This is a genomic window from Nostoc sp. GT001, from assembly GCF_030382115.1.
In the GTDB taxonomy this organism is placed as follows: domain Bacteria; phylum Cyanobacteriota; class Cyanobacteriia; order Cyanobacteriales; family Nostocaceae; genus Nostoc.
The window spans coordinates 1,286,909-1,311,131 of sequence record NZ_JAUDRJ010000003.1; the positions used below are offsets into that span (position 1 = coordinate 1,286,909).

Here is a 24,223-nt window from a genome sequence, read left to right on the forward strand (position 1 = left end):
CCCTAATTATGATCACAGATAACGAAATCCGCGAACAAGGGTACATCTATTTTCTGGCTGAAGCCCCAGAATTAGTCCAAATTATTGAACAAGAACTATTTAGCTTATCGGCAGATTATAGCATTACTAAAATTCACAATTTAATGCGGGCTACTCATACACTTAAAGGTGGTGCAGCTAACGTTGGGCTAGAATTAATTAAGACGATCGCCCATTTTTTAGAAGATGTATTTAAGGCTTTATACAATCCAAAAGTAATCGTGGATGCAGAATTACAAACACTTTTATTACAAGCTTATGAGTGTTTGAGTATAGCATTAAATACTGAGCTAATAGGCAGTACTGTTAATGACGAAGAACTGCTTCAGCGAGCAACTTCAGTGTTTGCACAGTTGCAAGAAAATCTGGGTGATGCGTTTGGTGCTGAATCTCATATTCCCACTTCTGAAGAATTGGGATTTGATATTGTACAATCTGTTTTTGAAGTAGGAGTAGAACAACGTCTAAACAGTCTTGCTGAAGTTATTAACAATCCACCAAATAATGAAGAATTTATCGAGTTTTTACACTCTCAAGCTGAAGTATTTCTTGGCTTGGCAGAATCTCTAAATTTACCTGGATTGGGAGAAATTTCCGAAACAATTCTCTCCGCATTGCAAGCAAATCCCAACCAGGTACAGCAAATTGCAGAAATTGCCCTTGCAGATTTACAACAAGCAAAAAAATTAGTATTAGCAGGCGATCGCATATCTGGTGGAGAAACGTCTTTAGGTTTACAAAAACTCACAATAGTGGCAAACAATGAGTTATCTGAAGAATTACCAAATAATTCATTTTCTGACACATTTATCATCAATGTAGAACAATTTTATCAATTTCTCACTACATCTGATAACAATAAAAATGAATCGGTAAAGCCAACAACTGCCAAATTCTATTTAAAAGTAATTCGCTACATTTTTGGCTGGTTTAATCACCAGATGCAAATACCAGAGACGGAACTAAATTTAAATTTACTAGTTCCCAGATTAGAAAGAAGAAGTCTGCTGAACTATATCGAAAACTGGCTGAAAGACTTTCTTGATTTTGTTCAAGATGAAGAAGATAGTCAAAGTCTTTGTATTTATCGACATGGGATTATCTTAATCATTTTATTTGCAGTTGCAAAATTTCAATATTCTCTGAAAACATCTGATAGCTACCTTTCAGGAATTAAAATATTACAAAACCAAATTCATAAATTAGCAAAAGAATATAAAAGTTATCCTCCTGTTACTAGTGAAGAGAAAAATTGGCTTGATAGTCCCAAGTTACAAAAATTGTTAGTTATTAAAGAGATTGTATCTTCTCAATCACCTGATAACTTACTAGAAGCAATATGGGGAGAAGAAGCTAGGCAGAACCTTGCTGTTGAAGTGGTGACAACCCAGGCTGATAATTCTTCAGAAAAGCTTGATTCATTAACTGTCAACGAGCAGGTAGTTATAGACGTTCCGAAAACAGCTATTGAAGTCATCCCTGATATAGCTACACAAATCAACAAAGAAATAGACGATAAATCAGAGTATGTTAAAACTAAAAACTTTCGTCAACCTTCATTTATTCGGGTAGATACAGAGAGATTGCAACACCTCAATTATTTAGCAGGAGAATTGCTGATTTACCAAAAACGGGGTAGTTTACAAGATGAACAGGTCAAAGAAATAATTGAGCAACTAGAACAGCAACTCACTAGACATCAAACAACTTTAAATAATTTACGCGATCTACCTTTACAAATACAAAATATTACCTCACAACAAACGCAAAGTTTTGCAGTGGATTTTGACTCTCTAGAAATGGATGTATATACAGAATTTCACATGACATTGCATGAAGCAATAGAAGAAACACTGCAACTACAAGAAACCACAGAATCTCTCGATTTGCTTCTGACCCAAGCTACTCAAATTAGTGATAAACAAGAGAATTTAACTCTTAATATTATAGATAGCTTAGTCGAAGCACGAATGGCACCTTTGGGCAATATATTGAATCGCTTCCCTCACATGGTAAATAAATTGGGGAATGTTCATGCCAAACTTGTAGAATTGAAACTTACTGGTAGTGAAGTACTAGTAGATAAAGCGATCGCAGAAAAACTCTACGATCCCTTGTTACACTTAGTGCGTAATGCTTTTGACCACGGTATTGAAGCTCCGCAAGTTCGCCGAGAGCTTGGTAAACCAGAAGAAGGTTTAATCGAAATCTGCGCTTATCATCAGGGTAGCCAAACTGTTATCGAAGTTCGTGATGATGGTCAAGGATTGAATTTAGACAGAATTCGCAGAAAAGCTGCTGAACTTTATCCCATACAAACTGAAGAAAAAACTAGAAAATATGCTTCTAGTCTGGCTGAACCTGAACTTTTAGATTTGATATTTTCGCCTGGATTTACTACTGCAAATAAAGTAAGTGAAATTTCTGGGCGCGGTATGGGTTTAGATATTGTGCGTACTCAGATGCACGCACTCAACGGCTCGATTTCAGTTCAATCCTTACCCAACCAAGGAACAATATTCATCCTCAAAATTCCTTTTTCTATGACTACAGAAAAGTTAATGCTTGTTCAAGCCAAAGGTGTTGTTTATGGTCTGATATTGGACAGTATCGAAAAAATATTAATTCCCTCTGAACAACAGATTAAAGAAATTGAAGGAAAAAAAGTCTTATATTGGAATATAGACAATGATGAGACTATGGTTAGCCTTCGTCAACTTTCAAAGTTGATTAATTATAATGGTTCATTCATTAATAATGAGACTCAATACGACACTTCAAATACTCACGACCCAAGTGTAGCGAAAAATCCGGTGCTTTTGCTACAGCGAAATCAGGGAAAGGTTGCTTTAGAAGTTGACCAAATAATCGGCGAACAAGAACTGGTAATCAGACCTTTAGGAAATGCGATCGCACCGCCAAAATACATTTATGGTTGTAGTAGTTTAGCCAATGGTAATCTCATCTTAGTAATTGATGCTTTGTTACTGGTAAAATCTAGCGAAATCCAACAAACAACACTTGATATCAGGGCACTACCAGTTGCTTCTTCGTCAAATAAAAAAGCCTTGTCGATATCAGGGCATACTTTTTCATCTACACCATTACTTGCGGCATCGACTTCCACAACAACCATAGAAACCCAATCCAGTTATTCTCAAGAGCCAGATTATAAGTCACCAAAAGTTGTTTTAATAGTAGATGATGCAATTAGTCTCCGGCAAACTCTCTCTCTGACTCTCCAAAAATCTGGCTATCAAGTAATACAAGCCCAAAATGGTGTAGAAGCTCTAGAAAAATTGCAGTTACATCCTGAAATTAAAGTTGTCGTCTCCGATTTAGAGATGCCACGAATGAATGGTTTTGAGTTGTTGAGCAATTTCCGCCAATACACCAATTTAGCAAAAATACCCGTAGTAATTCTCACTTCTCGCAGCGCTGAAAAACATCGCCAGCTTGCCCAAGAATTGGGTGCAAAAGCTTACTTAACCAAACCTTTTTTAGAGCATGAGTTTATCTCTAAAATTAAGGAGTTAATAAACAATAATACAGATAATTTAGATCATTTACTCATAGTGAAAAATAATTTATAATTTATAATTTGTAATTACGAATTACGAATTATCAGGTAGATTATTTGGATCTACACCTAGAGAACGTAAATACTCAGCTAATTGTTCAGCCCTTTGCCGTTCTTGTTGTGCCTGTTCTGCATCTGTAAAATAGCGGTTTCCTTGCTCGTCATACCAACATAAAAACTCCTGTTGTATCCCGCCAATTACAGCTTGGTGTCGCCCTATACCTAAACCCACCTCTGGCATCAAATAGGGTTCACCTATTTGTAATTGGTAGTTTCCATCGAGCAACTTATATACTTCAAAGGGTTGATGTTGATCGCGTCGCCAAAACTCAGGGTTATAAATTACGTAGTACAATACACCGAGTTTTCTATATATATCTAGTTTTTCGTCGTATTCACCTCCTGGAGTATGGGATACCATTTCTAATATGAATATTGGAACTATCCCATTTTCTTCCCAAACCGCGTAACTTTTGCGTGATTTACCACCCTTTTTCCGTTCTACTCCCAGACTTAAAAAAGCATCTGGGACTACGGGTACTCTGGGATTTACTCCTGTGGTGTGATACACTCCCATATCTACTCCGAAGTACCAATCCATGCGATTTGCCCAAATGGAGTTAAGTAAGAAAAGTAGAATGTTGGGCAAAAAGTTTTGATCTTCGTTATCCACTGGCGTATCGTCTGAACAGGGAAGTTCATCGGTAGTTGGTAACGCATTTTTGAGATCGGGTGAGAGCATAACCGTTGTCTCGCTGGCGTTTGATGCCTTTATTATAAGTGAGTGACCAAAAGTTTAGCGTTTGGGTGCAGCTTCCCCAAACTTAATTAAAAGTGCGATCGCAATACTAACAAACAAAATTAAGGTCATACTCAAGGCTGAACCGAATCCCCAATTTTGGGTTGCTCCAAGAAACTGGTTATAAACTAACCGCGCCGCCGTCATACTAGAAGCACCACCGAGTAATTCTGGATCGACAAAATCCCCCAAGCCTGTGATGAATACAAGCATGGAAGCAGCCGCAATTCCCGAAAAAATTTGCGGTACAGTTACTTGGAAAAAAGTTTCCACCGGATTTGCACCTAAATCAGCCGCAGCTTCTAGCAAGCGCTTATCTAGCTTTTCGAGAGAAGCATATAAAATCAAAACCATATAGGGTAATAAACTGTAACTCATGCCAATTAATACAGCTTGACTATTGTTGAGTAATTCCCAAGTAGGCAAGCCTAAATTGCTGAATAAAGTGTTCAATAAACCAGTGGGACGAAGAATTGTAATCCAAGCATAAGAACGGAGTAAGGAAGAAGTCCACAAAGGTAAGACAAAGCCTAATAGCAATAAATTTCGCCAACGCTGCGGCGCTATCTGAGCAATCCAATAGGCGACGGGGAAGCCCAAAATTAAACAAATTACCGTAGTACCAAAGGCAAAAAATAGCGATCGCCCAATTACTTGCAGATAAAGTGAGTCAAATATTCTGGTGTAGTTTTTGAATCCGTTAGGATTGACCAAATCTCCTGGTCGGATGTCTGCAACTAAACTTAACTCGAAAATTATTAAAGATGGCAGCACCAACAAAAGTAATAACCAAATTCCAGAGGGTGCAAGCAATACCAAGGGTTGCAGCCAATTTCTGACGGGGTGCTGCAATTCTTCTATTTTAGAAATCTCATTTTTTTCCAAATTAATCACTCCTAACTCCTAACTCCTAACTCAATTAACTGCTAGTTAATTGAGTCCAATAACGATCGTAAACCTCTTCAAATTCTCCTACAGGTGTAACACGTTCACAATTTTTTAGCAGAGACTCTGGGGGAAACAAATTAGTGTTGTTTTGGATTGTTTTTGGCAATTGCTCAAATCCGGCGCTATTCGGCGTAGAAATATTTAGGCGTTGAGTGATTTGGGCTGCGATTTCTGGTTGCAAAATCATGTTAATCCAAGCGTAAGCTCCAGCTTGGTTGGGGGCTGTTTTGGGAATTACAATAGTGTCTGTCCATAATGAAGAACCACTACGAGGAATCACATATTTGAGTTTAGGATTTTCTTGAGAGATTTTCACTGCATCTGCTGAATAACACATTGCCAGTAGTAAATCTCCGGCTAGAATTTGATTTTGCCAAGCGTCAGTGTCAAAACGGGCGATCGCAGGTTTTAGCTGCTTCAATTTTTCATAAGCTTGTTTAATTTCTTGTTCATTTTTTGAGTTATAAGAATAACCAAGCATTCGTAAGGTTGCACCCATCACTTCTCGAACATCATTGAGCAAGGTCATCCGCTGATTCAGTTGCTCTTGATTTTGCCAAAGATAATCCCAGTCTTGTGGTGCATCTTTAATTTTTTCAGAATTGTAAAGTAAACCTGTTGTCCCCCAGTTAAAAGGGATACTGTAGCGGTTATTGGGGTCATAACTAGGATTTTGAAAACGGGGAAATAAATTCTCTAGACCGATTAAGCGATCGTGATTTATTTCTGTTAACAAGCCTTTGTCTACCATCTTCTGCACCATATAATCAGATGGGTTGATGATGCTGTAAGTGCCACCGCCTCCAGCTTGCAATTTAGCCAGCATGACATCATTGGAATCATACACATCTGCTAGGACTTTTATGCCAGTCTGGCTGCTAAAAGTTTTCAGTAATTGATTGTCAGTATATTGTGTCCAGGTAAAGATATAAAGTTGGTCACGCTGACTACTGGTATTAGAATTAGCACGTACTTCAGCCAGCCTCCAGCCACAACCACCTAAAGATAAGCTAGAAAGTGCTGCCACCCCTTTTAAAAATTGGCGTCTGTTAGTCATTAAGTTAATAGTTAATCATCTTTTGTATTGTTACCGATTGGTTCTAAATATGCCTTTAATTGGAGTGCCCATAGGTAGTTTAAAGATTAACTTAAGTGTATCTATCTGTGCAACTGTTAATAAGTTACTGCTGTCAGCTAGTGTTAGGCATGGTTTTTAATCAAGCTTGAGTTATAAAAATTAACAAAGCGAGGGATCGTCTAGGACTAGCAATCAGTCTGCAAATCGTTGAAGAAACCCACGGCGGAAAATTGAGTTTTAACTCGGTTTTCAGTGAGGGTACGGAATTTATTATTGAAATTTCGGTGTAATTGTGGCTATTTTTGGTAAATAATTTTAGACATCTGGGAATACTAAATCTGGAAGTTTTAAAGATTTAGCAGTATGGTTAGCACTCTTGTCAATATTCCCGGATACAAGGTTAGCGAAGAACTCTACAATGGTTCTAGAACCATTGTGTATCGAGGGTATCGAGAGACTGACTCATTACCCGTAGTGATTAAGTTGCTGAAAAATCCTTATCCGAGTTTCAGCGAACTTTTGTCGTTTCGGAATCAATACACCATAGCTAAAAATCTCAACTCACCGCTAATAGTCCAAACTTATAGCCTAGAACCCTATCAAAATGCCTATGCGCTGGTGATGGAAGACTTTGGGGGGATTTCTCTCAAAAATTATTTTACCTCTGTAGAAACGCAATATATCTCGTCTTTAAAAGAGTTTTTAGAAATTGCGATCGCACTCTGCAATACCTTAGATATACTCTACCACGAACGGATTATTCACAAAGACATTAAACCTAGCAATATTCTCATTAATCCCGAAACCAAACAAGTTAAATTAATCGACTTTAGTATCGCATCCTTACTCCCACGAGAAACACAAACTTTGATAAATTCTAATGGATTAGAAGGGACACTCGCTTATATTTCCCCGGAACAAACAGGAAGAATGAATCGGGGAATTGACTATCGCACTGATTTTTATTCTTTGGGTGTGACATTCTACGAATTACTTACTGGAGTTTTGCCATTTCAATCAAACGATCCAATGGAGTTGGTGCATTGTCATATTGCAAAACAACCTCCTTCAGTTATTAGAGAAGAGATACCGCAGGTGATTTCAGATATCGTCATGAAATTGATGGCGAAGAATGCCGAAGAGAGATATCAGAGTGCATTAGGACTAAAATTGGATTTAGAAAAATGTTTAGATCAGCTACAAGTTTCTGGTGAAATTCAAAGTTTTAAAATTGCACAACGGGATGTATGCGATCGCTTCATCATCCCCGACAAACTCTACGGACGAGAAACCGAAGCAGAAACTTTACTGCAAGCATTTGAGCGAGTCAGTCTTGGTGCAACAGAAATGATGCTGGTAGCAGGTTTTTCGGGTATTGGGAAAACCGCCGTTGTCAACGAAGTTCATAAACCAATTGTTCGGCAACGCGGTTATTTTATCAAAGGGAAATATGACCAATTTCAACGCAATATTCCTTTCTCTGCTTTTGTACAAGCATTTCGGGATTTAATGGGGCAATTGTTAACCGAAAGTGATGTCCAACTAGAGCAATGGAAAAATCAAATATTAGAAACTGTTGGAGAGAACGGTCAGGTAATTATTGAAGTCATTCCCGAATTAGAAAAAATCATTGGCGAACAACCACCAGCAGTAGAATTATCAGGAACGGCAGCCCAAAATCGCTTTAATTTATTGTTTCAAAAATTCACCCAAGTCTTTACTAGCGCCGAACATCCATTAGTGATGTTTTTAGATGATTTACAATGGGCTGATTCAGCATCATTAAAGTTGATGCAGCTATTAATGGCTGATACAGGTCATCTTTTGATCATTGGTGCTTATCGTGATAACGAAGTCAATCCAGCCCATCCATTAATGTTGACTTTGAGCGAAATCCAAAAAAACCAAGCAACTATTAATACTATTACTTTAACACCCCTGAGTCAATCCCAAATCAATCAATTAGTCGCTGATACCCTAAAAAGTACAGAAAATTTGGCATTACCACTTTCACAATTAGTCTATCAAAAAACTAAAGGCAACCCATTTTTTGCCACCCAATTTCTCAAAGCCCTACACGAAGAAAATTTCATTCAGTTTAACTTGGAGTTAGGCTGTTGGCAATGCGATCTGTCCAAAATTAATCAACAAGCCTTGACCGATGATGTCGTAGAATTTATGGCGTTGCAGTTAGAGAAGTTACCGTTAGCAACCCAGAATATTCTGAAGTTAGCCGCTTGTATTGGCAATCAGTTCGAGCTAGCAACATTAGCAATTGTTTCAGAACACTCAGAGGTAGAAACCGCAGCCAATTTATGGAAAGCATTGCAAGAAGGTTTGATTTTACCGATTGGTGATGTTTATAAATTTTATGTAGGGGCAGAAAGTCAAGCCATTACGCCAGAAAAGTCTCAAAATGTTACCTACAAATTTTTACACGATCGCGTTCAACAAGCAGCCTATTCCCTAATTCCCGATGACCAAAAACAAACGACTCATTACCAAATCGGACAACTGCTTCTACAACAGATTTCCACACAAGCTAGAGTTGACCGGATTTTTGAAATCGTCAATCAATTAAATCATGGAACTGTTTTAATTACCCAACCAACTCAACGAGAAGAATTAGCTGGCCTCAATTTAATTGCCTGTCGCAAAGCTAAAACTTCAACCGCCTATCAAGCAGCGCGTGAATATGCGACAGTGGGATTGTCTTTGTTGTCAGAAAATACTTGGCAGCAGCAGTATGAAATGACCCTCGCCTTATATGAATTAGCTGCGGAAGTAGCAATGCTAAACGGTAATTTTGAGGCGATGGAACAGCTTATTGATATTGTCATTCAACAGGCACGCTCCTTACCTGAAAAAGTCAATGTTTACTGCATTAGAATTCAATCTCATATTTCCCAAAGTAAACTGACATTAGCGATCGCGATCGCCCAACCAATCTTACAACAGCTTGGCATAACCTTTCCTGAAACACCGACACCATCAGATATTCAACAGGAAATCCAACAGATTAAGGAACTCATTGGAGATAGGGAAATCGCTGATTTGGTTCACTTGCCTGAAATGACCGATGCAGAAAAACTTGGTACTCTTAAAATTGTCAATATCATCAGCCCAGCAGCTTACCTCACTGGCTCTGTGCTGTACCCATTGCTGAATACTTTGTCCGTTAAACTATCAATTCAGTACGGTAACACATCGACTTCTGCTTTCGGTTATGTGAACTATGGCAATATTCTCTGCAATTTCTTCCAAGTCGTGGATACAGGAACACAGTTTGCTTCCCTGGCACTCCAGATTATTTCAAAACTCGATGCCAAAGCAAGTAAAACAGATGTTTTGATGATCTTGGGGTTATTTGTTGTACACCGCAAATCTCACATTAAAGAAACACTACCCCTGTTGCAAGAGGGTTACACCAGTGCCATAGAATTTGGGAACTTGGTACTTACTGGGTACAATGGCCACAGTTTTTGTCTCAATTCTTTTTGGAGCAGTCAACCCCTGGCTACCTTAGAGCAGGATATTTGCGCTTACTGCCATAGTTTGACCCAATTAAATCAATTAACAACTGCAAACTATTGCCGGATTTATTGGCAACCTGTTTTAAATCTGCTGGGTTTTGCAGAACACACCACTTTTTTGTCTGGGAAAGCCCTTGAAGAAACAGAATTTCGACCGCAGCTAGAGTCTGCCAAAGATGGATATGGATTGTATATTTTCCATTTGTATAAACTAATGCTTTGTTTCTTGTTTGGAGAAATTGAGCCAGCGAAAAATCATGCTATTGAAGTCAGGCGCTATTTTATGGCTGGTGCGGGATTAGTCACCGAACCAGTATTTTATCTTTATGATTCTCTGCTAACTCTGGCACAATTAAATCCACAGTTAGATGAAACATCAGAAGAATTGCAGGGTGTAACAGAAAATCAAACCAAGTTACAGCAATGGGCGTATCATGCACCCATGAATTATCAACATAAGGTTGATTTGGTAGAGGCGGAAAAATGTCGAGTATTAGGACAAAAAGCCGAAGCAATTGAGTTTTACGACAAGGCGATAACTCTAGCCAAAGCCAACGAATATACCCAAGAAGAAGCACTTGCTAACGAACTGGCAGCAAAATTCTACCTAGATTGGGGCAGACAGCGCATTGCTGGGGACTACATGATTGAAGCCTACTATGCTTATGCTCGTTGGGGTGCAAAAGCCAAAGTCGCTGACCTAGAAGCTCGCTATCCACAACTACTTAGACCTATATTAGAGCAAACCCGTTCTCCTCTCTCCACTCACGAAACTTTGTTCACATTGGGTAGTGTCACTTCCACCAGTTCGGCCATATCCAGTAGTAATGTTTCTGTGGCTTTAGATTTAGCTACTATTCTCAAAGCTTCTCATACTATTTCCGGTGAAATCGAACTGGAAAATCTACTTTCATCGTTGCTGACCATCGTCATCGAAAATGCGGGGGCTGATAAATGCGTGTTCATGCTCTTGCGAGACTCGCGCCTGTTAATCAAAGGGTCAATTACCACAGGTTCAAAGCCAGTTGTCTTGCAGCGTATTCCCATTGAAGATAGCCAGGACATTCCCCACAGACTGATTTACAAAGTCTTGCATGACAAGCAAACTGCTGTGCTGGTGAATGCAAGTGCCGATCGCACCTTAGCTAATGACCCCTATATCATCCGTCAGCAGCCCAAAAGTATCTTGTGTAGCCCGATTTTGCATCAAGGGAAGTTGCTGGGCATTTTATATCTAGAAAATAATCTAGCAACGGGGGCGTTCACAAAAGATCGCGTCGAACTTCTCAACTTACTCTGCGCCCAAGCCGCAATTTCTTTGGAAAATGCCCGACTTTATGAGCGATCGCTAGAGTATTCCCAACAGCTAGAGCGATCGCTTGAGGAGTTAAGCACCGCACAGTGTGTGTTGCAATCATCCCAGCAACGACTCCACCTATTGGTTCAGCAAACTCCACTAGCAGTCATCGAATGGGATACTAATTTCCAGGTTACTGACTGGAACCCAGCCGCAGAAAGAATCTTTGGCTACAGCAAACAAGAGGCTTTGGGTTGTGGATTCAAATTCATCATTCCTGAAATAATTCAAGCAGAAATTGAGCGAGTCAGCGTCGAAATTATATCGCAGGAGGGCGGTAATTACAGTATCAATGAAAATGTGACAAAGGATGGTCAAATTATCATTTGTGCTTGGTATAACAATCCGCTTGTAAATGCAGATGGCGAGTTAATCGGAGTTGCTTCCCTAGCAGATGATATTACAGAACAGCAAGCTGTGCTACGCGAACGCAAAGTTGCCGAAATCCAACTTCAACAAAAAGCACAAGAGCTAGAAACTGCTTTACAAAACCTGCAACAAGCACAATTACAAATGGTGCAAACTGAGAAAATGTCTGCACTAGGCAACTTAGTTGCTGGTGTAGCTCACGAAATGAATAATCCCCTTGGTTTTATTGCTGCTAGTCTCAAACAAGCGAAACCTACTATCGCTGATATTGTTGAACATCTCAGACTATATCAAGAAAGTTTCCCCAATAAAAGCGATGAAATCGAAGACCACGCCGAAGAAATCGACTTGGATTATAGCTTAGAAGACTTACCAAAGATGATTGATTCTATGTCTATGGCGTGTGACAGGCTAAAGAACATCAGCACCAGTTTGAGAACTTTCTCTCGTGCCGATCAAGACTACAAAGTACCTTTCAATATCCACCAAGGCATTGATAGCACTATTCTCATTCTCAAACATCGTCTCAAGGCCAATGAACAACGTCCGGCGATTCAAGTTGTTGCCAACTACGGTAATTTACCTCAAGTAGAATGTTTCCCCGGTCAATTAAATCAGGTATTTATGAATATTTTCGCTAATGCTATTGATGCATTAGATGAATCTAACTATGGACTCAGCTTTGAAGAAATTAAAGACAATCCTAACTGTATTACAATTACAACCTCAGTCGAAAATAATCTCGTTAAAGTTTCCATTACTGATAATGCCAAGGGGATGAGCGAAGAAGTTAAACAAAAAATATTTGACCATTTATTTACTACGAAAGCTGTGGGTAAAGGTACAGGATTAGGGTTAGCGATCGCTCGGCAAATCGTTGAAGAAACCCACGGTGGAAAATTAAGTTTTAACTCGGTTCTGAATCAGGGTACAGAATTTACGATTGAAATTCCGGTATGAATCTCGGATACTCCTTGTTCGCGCCGCGTCTCGTAGAGAAGGAATGGGATTAGCGCCGATTTTCTTTGACTCTAAATCCTGAAAATTTCAAGTCGTGGAGCGACGGGTTCGCTTTATATCTGGGAACACTATATCTGGAGTCTTAAAGATTTAGCAGTATGGTTAGTACGAGAGTCAATATTCCCGGATATAAGGTTAGCGAAGAACTCTACAATGGTTCTAGAACCATCGTTTATCGAGGTTATCGAGAGACTGACTCATTACCCGTAGTGATTAAGTTGCTGAAAAATCCTTATCCGAGTTTCAGCGAACTTTTGTCGTTTCGTAATCAGTACACCATAGCGAAAAATCTCAACTCACCTCTGATCGTCCAAACCTATAACCTAGAACCGTATCAAAATACTTATGCCTTGGTAATGGAAGATTTTGGGGGGATTTCTCTCAAGGATTGGGGATTAAGGAGTGGGCTTGCCGTGAGCGTAGCCGAATGGGAGTGGAAAATTGGGCGAAACCTAGAATCTTTGATGGAGTTTTTAGAAATAGCGATCGCACTGTGCAACACCTTAGATATATTGTATCGCGATCGGATTATTCATAAAGATATCAAACCCGCCAATATTTTAATTAATCCAGAAACCAAACAAGTTAAATTAATTGACTTTAGTATTGCATCCCTACTACCACGGGAAACTCAAACACTGATGAATCCCAATGTTTTGGAAGGGACACTTGGTTATATTTCTCCCGAACAAACAGGAAGAATGAATCGGGGGATTGACTACCGGACTGATTTCTATTCTTTAGGTGTCACTTTTTATGAACTACTTACGGGTGAGTTACCCTTCCATTCAAACGACCCGATGGAGTTGGTACATTGTCATCTAGCAAAACTTCCACCAATTTTAGGCGATAGAAAAGAGATTCCCCAAGTTCTCTGTGACATCGTAATAAAATTGATGGCAAAAAATGCTGAAGACCGCTATCAAAGTGCATTGGGACTGAAATTTGATTTAGAAACTTGTTTATCTCAACTCCAAGAAACTGGTGAAATTAAGCATTTCCCAATTGCTCAACGGGATCTGTGCGATCGCTTTATTATCCCTGATAAACTTTATGGACGAGAAACAGAAGTAGAAACTCTCCTGCAAGCATTTGAGCGCGTTAGTACAGGTGCGACAGAAATGATGCTGGTGGCTGGTTTTTCGGGTATTGGTAAAACCGTTGTAGTTAACGAAGTTCATAAACCAATCGTCAAAAAACGCGGTTATTTTATCAAAGGGAAATATGACCAATTTCAACGAAATATTCCCTTTAGTGCTTTTGTACAAGCCTTCCGCGATTTAATGGGGCAATTATTAACCGAAAGCGATGCTCAAATCCAGCAATTTAAAACCAATATTTTAGCGGCTGTAGGTGATAATGGACAGGTAATTATTGATGTCATTCCCGAATTAGAAAGAATTATTGGTCAACAACCACCTGCTACAGAATTATCAGGAACTGCTGCCCAAAATCGGTTTAACTTATTATTTCAGAAATTTACCCAAGTCTTTACTAGTGAGAAACATCCATTAGTGATGTTTTTAGATGATTTGCAATGGGCAGATTCAGCATCGTTGATGTTAATACAGTTATTAATGGCTGATACGAAACATCTTTTTTTAATCGGTGCTTATCGTGATAACGAAGTCAATTCAGCACATCCATTAATGTTGACTTTGAATGATATCCAACAAACAGCAGCCACAATTAATACGATTACTTTAGCGTCTTTGAGTCAATCGCAAGTGAATCAGTTAGTTGCTGATACACTTAAATGTACAAAAGATTCGGCATTACCTGTTTCTCAATTGGTATTTCAGAAAACTCAAGGTAATCCGTTTTTTGGCATCCAGTTTCTCAAAGCATTACACCAAGATGGATTAATTGAATTTAACTTTGAATCAGGGTATTGGCAATGTGATATCACCAAAATAAATCAGCAAGCGGTGACAGATGATGTTGTTAAATTCATGGTATTTCAATTACAGAAACTATCTCCATCAACTCAAAATGTATTGCAGTTAGCTGCTTGCATTGGCAATCAATTTGATTTAGCAACCTTGGCGATTGTTTGGGAGTCATCAGAAATTGAAACAGCTGCGAGTTTATGGAAAGCTTTACAAGAAGGGTTGATTTTACCAATTAGTGATGTTTATAAATTTTATCAGGGAGAAAATCACGATCGATTGGCGCTGTCAACAGGGAATACCAATAAACAATTAGCCAAATATAGATTTTTACATGACAGAGTACAACAAGCTGCCTATTCTCTAATTCCTGATAACCAGAAACAAGCAACTCATCTCAAAATTGGTCAATTACTTCTAGAAAATTCCTCTCAAATAGAACAAGAAGAAAAACTGTTTGATATTGTTGGGCATTTGAATTTAGGGCAAGAGTTGATCGCCCAACCGCACCAGCGAGAAGCCTTGGCTCGACTTAACTTAGCAGCAGGAGGTAAAGCTAAAAACTCTACTGCTTATGCTGCTGCCAGAGCCTATTTACAAACTGGGATTGAGCTACTTACAATCAACTGCTGGCAAGATCAATATGAATTGACTTTGAGTCTCTATGTTGCCGCCGCCGAAGCCGCCTACTTAAATGCTGACTTTGATGGCATGGAACAAACAGCAGTACAGGTGTTGCAATCAGCCCAGACGATTTTAGACAAAGTTAAAATTTACGAAATTCAAATTGCTGCCCAGACAGCCCAGAGCAGACTATTAGAAGCGATCGCAGTTGGCAGAGATGCTTTAAAGCAATTGGGAGTTGAGCTACCCATCGAGCCAAACAATGCTGAGATTGGTAAAGCTTTACAAGTCCTTGCTAGTCAACTTGCAGGCAAACGAATTGAGGAACTAGCTGACTTACCAGTGATGACAGATCCCCAAGCACAGGCAGCCATGCAACTGTTAGGAATGTTGTTTGCACCCGTTTTTCAGGGAATGCCGGGTTTATTGCCTCTGATTAGCTGCACAATGGTGACTCTATCGCTTCAGTTTGGGAATACGCCCGCCTCAACTGTGGGGTATGGGCTGCACGGAATGGTGCTGTGTGCCTTTTTGGGAGAGGTTGAAGGGGGCTACGGTTTTGGGCAATTGGCATTGAATTTGCTAGATCGGTTTAATGTGCGGGAATTCAAATCCACGATTTCCATGTTGTTTGGTGGCTTTATTCAGCATCACCAAGAAACTCTCTCAGCAACGATACCGTTGCTGAAAGCTGGTTTTACCTCTGGTATGGAAACTGGCGATTTTTTACACGCTGGCTATAACGTATGTTGTTACAGCTATGCGGTCTTTTGGAGTGGCTCTGAACTTAGCAATTTGGAATTAGATATCGCAAGTTACAACGCCGCCTTAACTCAGGCGAAGCAACATTCTGCCCAGACTTATGTAAGTATTATGCGGCAGGCGGCACAGAACTTTAGGGAAACCCAAATTCAGCCCGATTGTTTGAGCGGCAGTATCTACGATGAAACGGTGATGATTCCTAAACATCATCAGGCTAATGAACTCACGGTGATGGCTGAGTTGTATATCTACAAACTGTTGCTTGCCTATTCTTTTGGTGATTACAAAGCTGCGATCGCTTACATTGAGGAAGGGAAAAAGTATTTACTTGCCGTATCAGGATTGATTTTTGTTCCGATTTCCCATTTTTATGCAGCCCTGACGCACCTAGCTCTATTTTCCACCCATCCAGAAATTGAACTTTCCCTAATTCTCGCCCAGGTAGAAATCCATCAAACCACTCTCCACCATTGTGCGCAAAATGCTCCCACAAATCATCTGCATAAATGGCATTTAGTTGAGGCTGAGAAACAACGAGTGTTGGGCAATAAAGCAGAAGCACTGGAAAATTACGATCGCGCCATAACTCTAGCTAAAGCCAACGGCTACATCCAAGAAGAAGCACTTAGCAATGAATTAGTAGCCAAATTTTATTTCGATTGGGGTAAAGAAAGAGTTGCCCAAGAATATATGCAAGAAGCATACTACTGTTACGCTCGTTGGGGCGCAAAAGCCAAAATAGAAGACTTAGAAAAACGCTATCCCCAACTACTGCAATCCATTCTGCAACAGCAACGAATCAACTTCAATACCCTAGAAACTATTAGCTTTCGTAGCACTTCCTCATCTACTTGCACTTCTACCACTGGCAGCACTAGTATTTCCCAGACATTAGATTTTACCTCTGTCCTCAAAGCTGCTCAAACTATCTCCAGTTCTCTGGAATTAGATCAACTCATTGCCAGCTTGACCCACATTATCCTAGAAAACTCTGGCGCCAAGAAAGCTGTACTCATTCTTCCCCAAGATGATACTTGGCAAGTTAGGGCAATTACCTCGATCAATCATGACCAAATACAAACCATTCTGGAACCACAATCACTCGCCGATTGTCAAGAGATTCCTGCAAAAATTATCAATTACGTCAAAAATACTCAACAAACAGTTGTTATAGACAATTGCAAAACAGATACCATTGGGTTGATTGGGGAATATATGCACCGAATACAACCCCAGAGTGTATTATGTACCCCGATTCTTAATCAAGGGCGTTTAGTAGGGATTCTTTACCTAGAAAATCAACTGACTCAAGGGGTATTTACTAGCGATCGCCTTTCTCTTGTAAATTTCCTCTGCACTCAAGCCGCAATTTCTTTAGAAAATGCCCAGTTATATAATCATCTCCAGGAGCGAGAAAAGTTCCTCAATAGTATTTACGAAGGTGTTGGCTGTCTGATATTTGTGACTGATATCCGTGATGATGGTAGGTTTGAGTACACAGGATGGAGTAAATCTTGCGAATTAGCGGTTGGTATACCTGCTTCTCAAGTGCTGGGTAAAACTCCGCAAGAAGTAATGGCTGCTGACGAAGGTGCAGCAGTCGAGCAAAAATATTTGCATTGTTTTCAGACCGGAATACCCATCACCTATGAAGAATGTCTAACATTTAATGACCAGAAAACTTGGTGGTTAACCACACTCAGTCCATTAAAAGATGAGACAGGCAAAGTTTATCGCATAGTTGGAACAACTATTAATATTAGCGATCGCAAACAAGCTGAATCAGCAGTTACAGAAAAATCTCAAGCACTCGGAACAGCCTTAGAAGATTTACAGCAAGCCCAATTACAAATTGTTCAAAGTGAGAAAATGTCTGCACTGGGTAATTTAGTTGCTGGCGTAGCCCATGAAATGAATAATCCTTTGGGATTTATTTCTGCAAGTCTCAAACAAACTAAACCCACTATCGCTGATCTTGTGCAACACTTGAAACTTTATCAAGAAAGTTTCCCTAATCCGGGTACTGAAATTATTGATCATGCAGAAGAAATTGACTTAGATTATAGCTTAGAAGATTTACCCAAGGCAATTGATTCAATGGTGATGGCGTGCGATCGCCTGAAAAATATCAGCACTAGTTTAAGAACTTTCTCCCGCGCTGATAAAGATTACAAAGTGCCATTTAAAATTCATGAAGGGATTGAAAGTACAATTTTAATTCTCAAACATCGCCTCAAAGCCAATGAACAACGTCCAGCAATTGAAGTAATAACCGATTATGGCAATTTGCCTGAAGTTGAATGTTTTCCTGGACAACTAAACCAGGTGTTTATGAATATCCTAGCTAATGCCATTGATGCCTTAGATGAGTCGAATACTGGGCGGAATTTTGCAGAGATCCAAGAAAATCCTAACAAGATTACAATTCAAACCTCATTGAAAGATAATCAAGTGAAAATAACGATTGCTGATAATGCTAATGGCATGAATGAAGCAGTCAAACACAAGATATTTGACCATTTGTTTACGACGAAATCTGTGGGAAAAGGAACGGGTTTAGGATTAGCGATCGCCCGACAAATCGTCGAATCAACCCACGGCGGCAAATTGAGTTGCAATTCTGTTATCGGTGAAGGTACAGAATTTATCATTGAAATTGCAATGTAAATCTTTGGTGTTGTTTATCAACCACTTAATATATCTGGGAACACTATATCTATAAATCGTCACTCCTTGAGCAGTTATGGTCAGCACTTTTGTTAGAATTCCTGGATATCGGATAACTGAAGAACTCTACAATGGTTCTAGAACCTTAGTTTATCGAGGGTATCGAGAGACTGATTCCTTAGCAGTAGTCATTAAACTGCTGAAAAATCCCTATCCGAATTTCAGCGAACTCTTGTCGTTTCGCAATCAGTACACCATTGCCAAAAATCTGAATTCACCTCTGATAGTTCAAACTTATAGCCTAGAACCTTACCAAAATGGCTATGCATTGGTGATGGAAGACTTTGGGGGAGTTTCTCTCAAGGAATGGAAATTCAGGGGGAATCTACAATCTCTACAGGAGTTTCTAGAAATAGCGATCGCTCTGTGCGACACCTTAAATTTACTTTATAAAGAGCGCATTATACATAAAGATATTAAACCCAGCAATATCTTAATTAATCCCCAAACCAAACAAGTTAAATTAATTGATTTTAGTATTGCATCACTTTTACCAAGGGAAACTCAAACACTAGTAAATCCCAATGTATTAGAAGGGACAATCGCTTATATTTCCCCAGAACAAACTGGCAGAATGAATCGGGGGATTGACTATCGCACAGATTTTTATTCACTCGGCGTAACTTTCTACGAATTACTAACAGGAGAATTACCTTTTGCCTCCAACGAGCCAATGGAGTTGGTACATTCTCATCTTGCCAAAATCGCACCATTAGTACACGAAATTAATTCTGAAATTTCATCTGTACTATCAAAAATTGTCAGTAAATTGATGGCGAAGAATGCCGAAGATAGATATCAGAATGCCTTGGGACTAAAATTTGATTTAGAAAATTGTCTGCATCAGTTACGAATTTCAGGTAAGATTGAAAGTTTTGAAATAGTGAGTCGGGATGTGTGCGATCGCTTCATCATCCCCGACAAACTCTATGGTCGAGAAACCGAGGTTCAAGCATTACTTAAAGCCTTCGATCGCGTTTCCCAAGGCAGTTCAGAACTCATGCTAGTGGCAGGATTCTCTGGGATTGGTAAAACCGCCGTAGTCAATGAAGTCCACAAACCCATTACCCAGCAAAAAGGCTACTTCATCAAAGGCAAATTCGACCAATTCAGCCGCAACATTCCCCTGTTAGCCTTTGTTCAAGCACTGCGCGACTTGATGAATCAACTACTCTCAGAATCCGATCGGCAGTTACAAACCTGGAAAGAAAAGCTGCTCAAAGCACTAGGAGATAGCGGTCAAGTCCTCATCGATTTAATTCCTGAACTCGAACGGATTATTGGGTCGCAACCTCCCACTCCAGAACTCTCCGGTGAGGCAGCCCAAAATCGCTTTAACCGTCTGTTCCAAAACTTTATTCAGGTTTTTGCGAAGGTAGAACATCCCCTAGTCATCTTTATCGATGACCTGCAATGGGCTGACTCCGCCTCCTTGGGCCTCATGCAAAGTTTGTTGACGGAAGCTCAATCTCACTCTCAATGTCTCTTAGTCTTAGGAGCCTATCGAGATAATGAAGTGTTTCCCGGTCATCCCTTTTTGATAACAGTTAAGACCCTAGAAAATGCCGATGTTACCCTTGAAACTCTTACCCTCAGTCCCTTGAGTGCTGATAGCCTCAATCACCTAATTGCTGATGCTTTTCAAGCCTCACAAAGCGCCGTGCAGCCCTTAACCAACCTGGTCATGCAAAAGACGCAGGGCAATCCGTTTTTTGCGACCCAATTTCTCAAGGCATTACATCAAGATAGTCTGATTACTTTTGACCGGGAGGTTTGTCACTGGCAATGCGACCTAGTGCAGGTACAGGATGCAGCTTTAACCGATGATGTGGTGGAATTCATGGCTTTGCAGTTACGAAAACTGCCCGTTACCACCCAAGAACAGCTTAAATTTGCCGCTTGTATTGGGGCAAAATTTGACCTCAAGACTTTGACGATTGTTTCAGAACAAGACGAAATTCAAGTAGCCTTGACTTTGTGGTCTGCGCTCCAAGAGGGGCTGATTGTGCCAGAGGGTAAAATCTATAAGTTTTATTTGGATGATAACCAACCCCAGGAGCATCGCTCCCTGAGTGAAGAGATTTCTGAGCAAATTCACTATCGCTTTTTCCACGATCGCGTGCAACAGGCCGCCTACTCACTAATTCCTGAAGACCAAAAACAGGCCACTCACCTGAAAATGGGTCAGTTACTCCAAACTCGTTTGTCAGCAGCAGAGCGAGAGGAGAAGTTATTTGATATTGTCAGTCATCTAAATCTAAGTCGTGGGTTGCTAAGTCATCAAGCCGAACGTGAGTCTTTGATTCGACTAAATCTAGCTGCCATCGAAAAAGCGAAAAAGGCAACCGCTTATGGCGCGGCGAGAGACTTAGTGACGGTGGGACTGGAATTACTCTCGGAAGATAGTTGGCAAAGTCAGTATGAGTTGAGCTTAAAACTCCATGAGATCGCCGCAGATGTCGACTGTTTAAAGGCTGATTTTGAGGAAGCAATTACCCAAGTTCAAGAGGTTTTGGATAAGGCTCAGACGGTCTTGGATAAAGTGCCTGTTTACATGGTGCAAATCAGGGTGTTGACGGCTCAGAATCAATTGGCAGATGCGATCGCCATTGCTGCCTACGCCATCACTCAATTGGGGATAGAATTTCCCTCAGACATCACACCGAGCCTCAGCGAACAAACCTTTCAAAATGTGGAAGTCGCGCTAGAGAGGAAAGTCATTGAGGATTTGGTCAACTTGCCTGTAATGACTGACCCGACCATGATGGCTGTCATGGAAATGCTGGGAATAATCATGCCAATGGTATTTATAGCTCAACCCGCATTTCTGCCCTTTGTTTGTGCGAACATTGTGAGCTTGTCGCTCCAGTTTGGCAATGCTCCTGTTTCGAGTGTTGGCTATGCTGTCTATGGCTTGCTCTTAGCAACGGGCTTGGGTCAACTCGATCGGGGCTATCGCTTGGGAAAAATGGCTTTAGCTTTAATCGATCGGCTCAATACAAAAGCGTATAAGTGTCTGACAATCCTTTTTTTCGCTGCCTGTGTCCAGCATCAAAAAGAATCTATGATTTCTATGGCTGCTTTGCTCAAGCAGGGGTATTTAGCTGGAATAGAAGTCGGTGACTTTTTGTATTTAGGCTATTGTCTAAGCCACTATTTTTACGCTTATTTCTATGCTTAAGCAAAGAATTATCTGCCCTTCAATCAGAAGTCGCTCAGTTTTGTTCTGCCATTGCTCCACTAAAGCAGGATAATGCCCTCGCCTACTTAACAATGAACCAAGCATTCTTTGGGCGCTTGCTTGAAAAAAACCATCAACCAACTCTCTTGATTGGAGATGCTTATGACGAGACGAAAATATTCCCACAGTACCTTCAAAATAAGCAACTAACAGGCTTTGGCATTGCTTACATCTACAAGTTAATCTTGGCTTATTTGTATGGTGATTATAACCGCGCCCTTGAATATCTCAATGAAGCTAACCAATATTTAGGTGGTATTGCTGGAATGCTGCATATTCCCGCCTTGCATTTCTATGGGGGGTTAACCTATTTAGCGGTGGTAGCAGGTAAGTCTGAGGATGAGCAGTTACAATTACTTGCTTTAGCGGAACAGCATCACGCTAACCTATCGACCTGGGCAGAGAATGCCCCTATGAATCACCAGCACAAGGTGCCTCTCTTGGCAGCAGAAAGATGTCGAGTTTTGGGCAATATCTCGGAGGCAATTGATGGCTATGAGCGGGCCATTGCGGGCGCTAAAGCCAACGGTTTCATTCAAGAAGAAGCCTTAGCAAATGAACTTGCAGCAAAGTTTTACCTGGAGTGGGGCAAACAACGCATCGCTAGGGAATACCTGACTGAAGCTTACTATGGCTATGCCCGTTGGGGTGCAAAAGCCAAAGTTGCTGATTTAGAAAACCGCTATCCGCAATTACTTGCCCCCATATTACAGCAAAGCCGTTCTCCCTTATCCACCTACGAAACCGTCTTCGCCCTGGGGAGTGTCACCTCCACCAGTTCTTCGAGTTCCAGCAGTAGCATCTCAGACAGCCTGGATTTAAAGTCCATTCTCAAAGCTTCCCAGACTCTTTCCGGCGAAATCGAACTGGAGAAACTGCTTGCATCGTTGCTTGAGATTGTCATTGAAAATGCCGGAGCTGATAAGTGTGTGTTCATGTTGATGCGAGATTCGCGCCTGCTGATTAAAGGCTTAATGACCACAGGTTCCAAGCCAGTTTTGTTGCAGGAAATTCCTGTCGAGAACAGTCAGGATATTCCCCACAAGCTGATTTACAAAGTCTTCCACAACAAACAGACTGTTGTGCTGCTGGATGCAACCGCAGATCCCGCCTTGTCCAGCGACCCGTATATCATGCGTCAGCAGCCCAAGAGTATTTTGTGCAGCCCGATTTTGCATCAAGGCAAGTTGCTGGGTATTTTGTACCTAGAAAATAATTTAGCAACGGGGGCATTTAGTGGCGATCGCATCGAACTTCTCAACTTACTCTGCGCTCAAGCGGCAATTTCTTTGGAAAATGCCCGACTGTATGAGCGATCGCTAGAGTATTCCCAACAGCTAGAAATTGCTTTACATAACCTCCAACAAGCACAATTACAAATGATCCAAAGTGAGAAAATGTCTGCGTTGGGTAACTTAGTTGCTGGTGTTGCCCACGAAATGAATAATCCTTTAGGTTTTATTGCTGCCAGTCTAAAACAAGCTAAACCAACGTTTACTGATATTGTTTACCACTTAAAACTCTATCAAGAAACTTTACCCGATAAGAGTGAAGAAATCGAAGACCATGAATCAGAAATTGACTTGGAATATAGCCTGGAAGACTTGCCCAAAATGCTTGATTCCATGACGATGGCGTGCGACAGACTGAAAAATATTAGCACCAGTCTCCGCACTTTCTCTCGTGCCGATCGCGATTACAAAGTGCCGTTTAATATCCACGAAGGTATTGATAGCACTATTCTCATTCTCAAACATCGTCTCAAGGCAAATGAACAACGTCCTGCAATCGAAGTTGTCACCAACTACGGCAATCTCCCTCAAATTGAATGTTTTCCCGGTCAATTAAATCAGGTATTTATGAATATTTTAGCCAATGCTATTGATGCATTAGATGAATCGAATATCGGGCGTAATCTTCAGGATATCAAAGCCAATCCCAACCGAATTACAGTTACCACTTCTATTGAAAATAACTATGTAAAAATTGCCATTGCTGATAATGGCAAAGGGATGAGTGAAGCAGTCAAACAAAAGATATTCGACCATTTATTTACTACGAAATCTGTGGGAAAAGGAACGGGTTTAGGATTAGCGATCGCCCGTCAAATTGTGGAATCAACTCACGGCGGCAAATTGAGTTGTAACTCTGTTGTTGGTCAGGGTAGTGAATTTATCATCGAAATTAAGGTGTAAATATTTACTTTTATATAAATCACTTGATATATCTGGGAACACTATATCTGTAAATCATCACT

7 protein-coding genes and 1 pseudogene are annotated in these 24,223 nt (G+C 40.3%); 5 read left to right on the forward strand and 3 right to left on the reverse strand.

Annotation, left to right across the window (positions count from 1 at the left end):
- Positions 1 to 8 precede the first annotated feature (8 nt).
- On the forward strand, positions 9 to 3,632 hold the full coding sequence (locus QUD05_RS08255; protein WP_289795641.1) for a hybrid sensor histidine kinase/response regulator: 3,624 nt from the start codon (positions 9 to 11) through the stop codon (positions 3,630 to 3,632).
- Positions 3,633 to 3,653: 21 nt separating this feature from the next.
- On the opposite strand, the gene QUD05_RS08260 is transcribed toward QUD05_RS08255, so the two are convergent.
- The 3 genes from QUD05_RS08260 to QUD05_RS08270 are packed head-to-tail and all read right to left on the reverse strand — an operon-like array spanning position 3,654 to position 6,423.
- Positions 3,654 to 4,361 carry a Uma2 family endonuclease gene (locus tag QUD05_RS08260; protein WP_289795642.1) on the reverse strand — a complete coding sequence of 236 codons (708 nt, stop codon included), beginning with the start codon at positions 4,359 to 4,361 and terminating at the stop codon, positions 3,654 to 3,656.
- 54 nt (positions 4,362 to 4,415) lie between these two features.
- Entirely contained in the window at positions 4,416 to 5,309 is an 894-nt protein-coding gene (locus QUD05_RS08265; protein WP_289799918.1) for an ABC transporter permease, read from the reverse strand.
- A gap of 28 nt (positions 5,310 to 5,337) precedes the next feature.
- Entirely contained in the window at positions 5,338 to 6,423 is a 1,086-nt protein-coding gene (locus tag QUD05_RS08270) for an ABC transporter substrate-binding protein (protein WP_289795643.1), read from the reverse strand.
- Between the two features lie 384 nt (positions 6,424 to 6,807).
- Here QUD05_RS08270 and QUD05_RS08275 point away from each other — a divergent pair, with 384 nt between their 5' ends.
- The 4 genes and pseudogenes from QUD05_RS08275 to QUD05_RS34335 form a co-directional block, all read left to right on the forward strand.
- Positions 6,808 to 12,663, forward strand: a complete 5,856-nt coding sequence (locus QUD05_RS08275) for a trifunctional serine/threonine-protein kinase/ATP-binding protein/sensor histidine kinase (RefSeq protein WP_289795644.1) — start codon at positions 6,808 to 6,810, stop codon at positions 12,661 to 12,663.
- 158 nt (positions 12,664 to 12,821) lie between these two features.
- Positions 12,822 to 18,665 carry an AAA family ATPase gene (locus tag QUD05_RS08280; protein ID WP_289795645.1) on the forward strand — a complete coding sequence of 1,948 codons (5,844 nt, stop codon included), beginning with the start codon at positions 12,822 to 12,824 and terminating at the stop codon, positions 18,663 to 18,665.
- A gap of 76 nt (positions 18,666 to 18,741) precedes the next feature.
- Positions 18,742 to 21,906: an ATP-binding protein gene (locus QUD05_RS34330; protein WP_502911389.1), complete on the forward strand. Its 3,165-nt coding sequence runs from the start codon at positions 18,742 to 18,744 to the stop codon at positions 21,904 to 21,906.
- A gap of 446 nt (positions 21,907 to 22,352) precedes the next feature.
- Positions 22,353 to 24,161: pseudogene (locus QUD05_RS34335) on the forward strand (GAF domain-containing sensor histidine kinase); the annotation flags it as partial.
- Between the last annotated feature and the right edge of the window lie 62 nt (positions 24,162 to 24,223).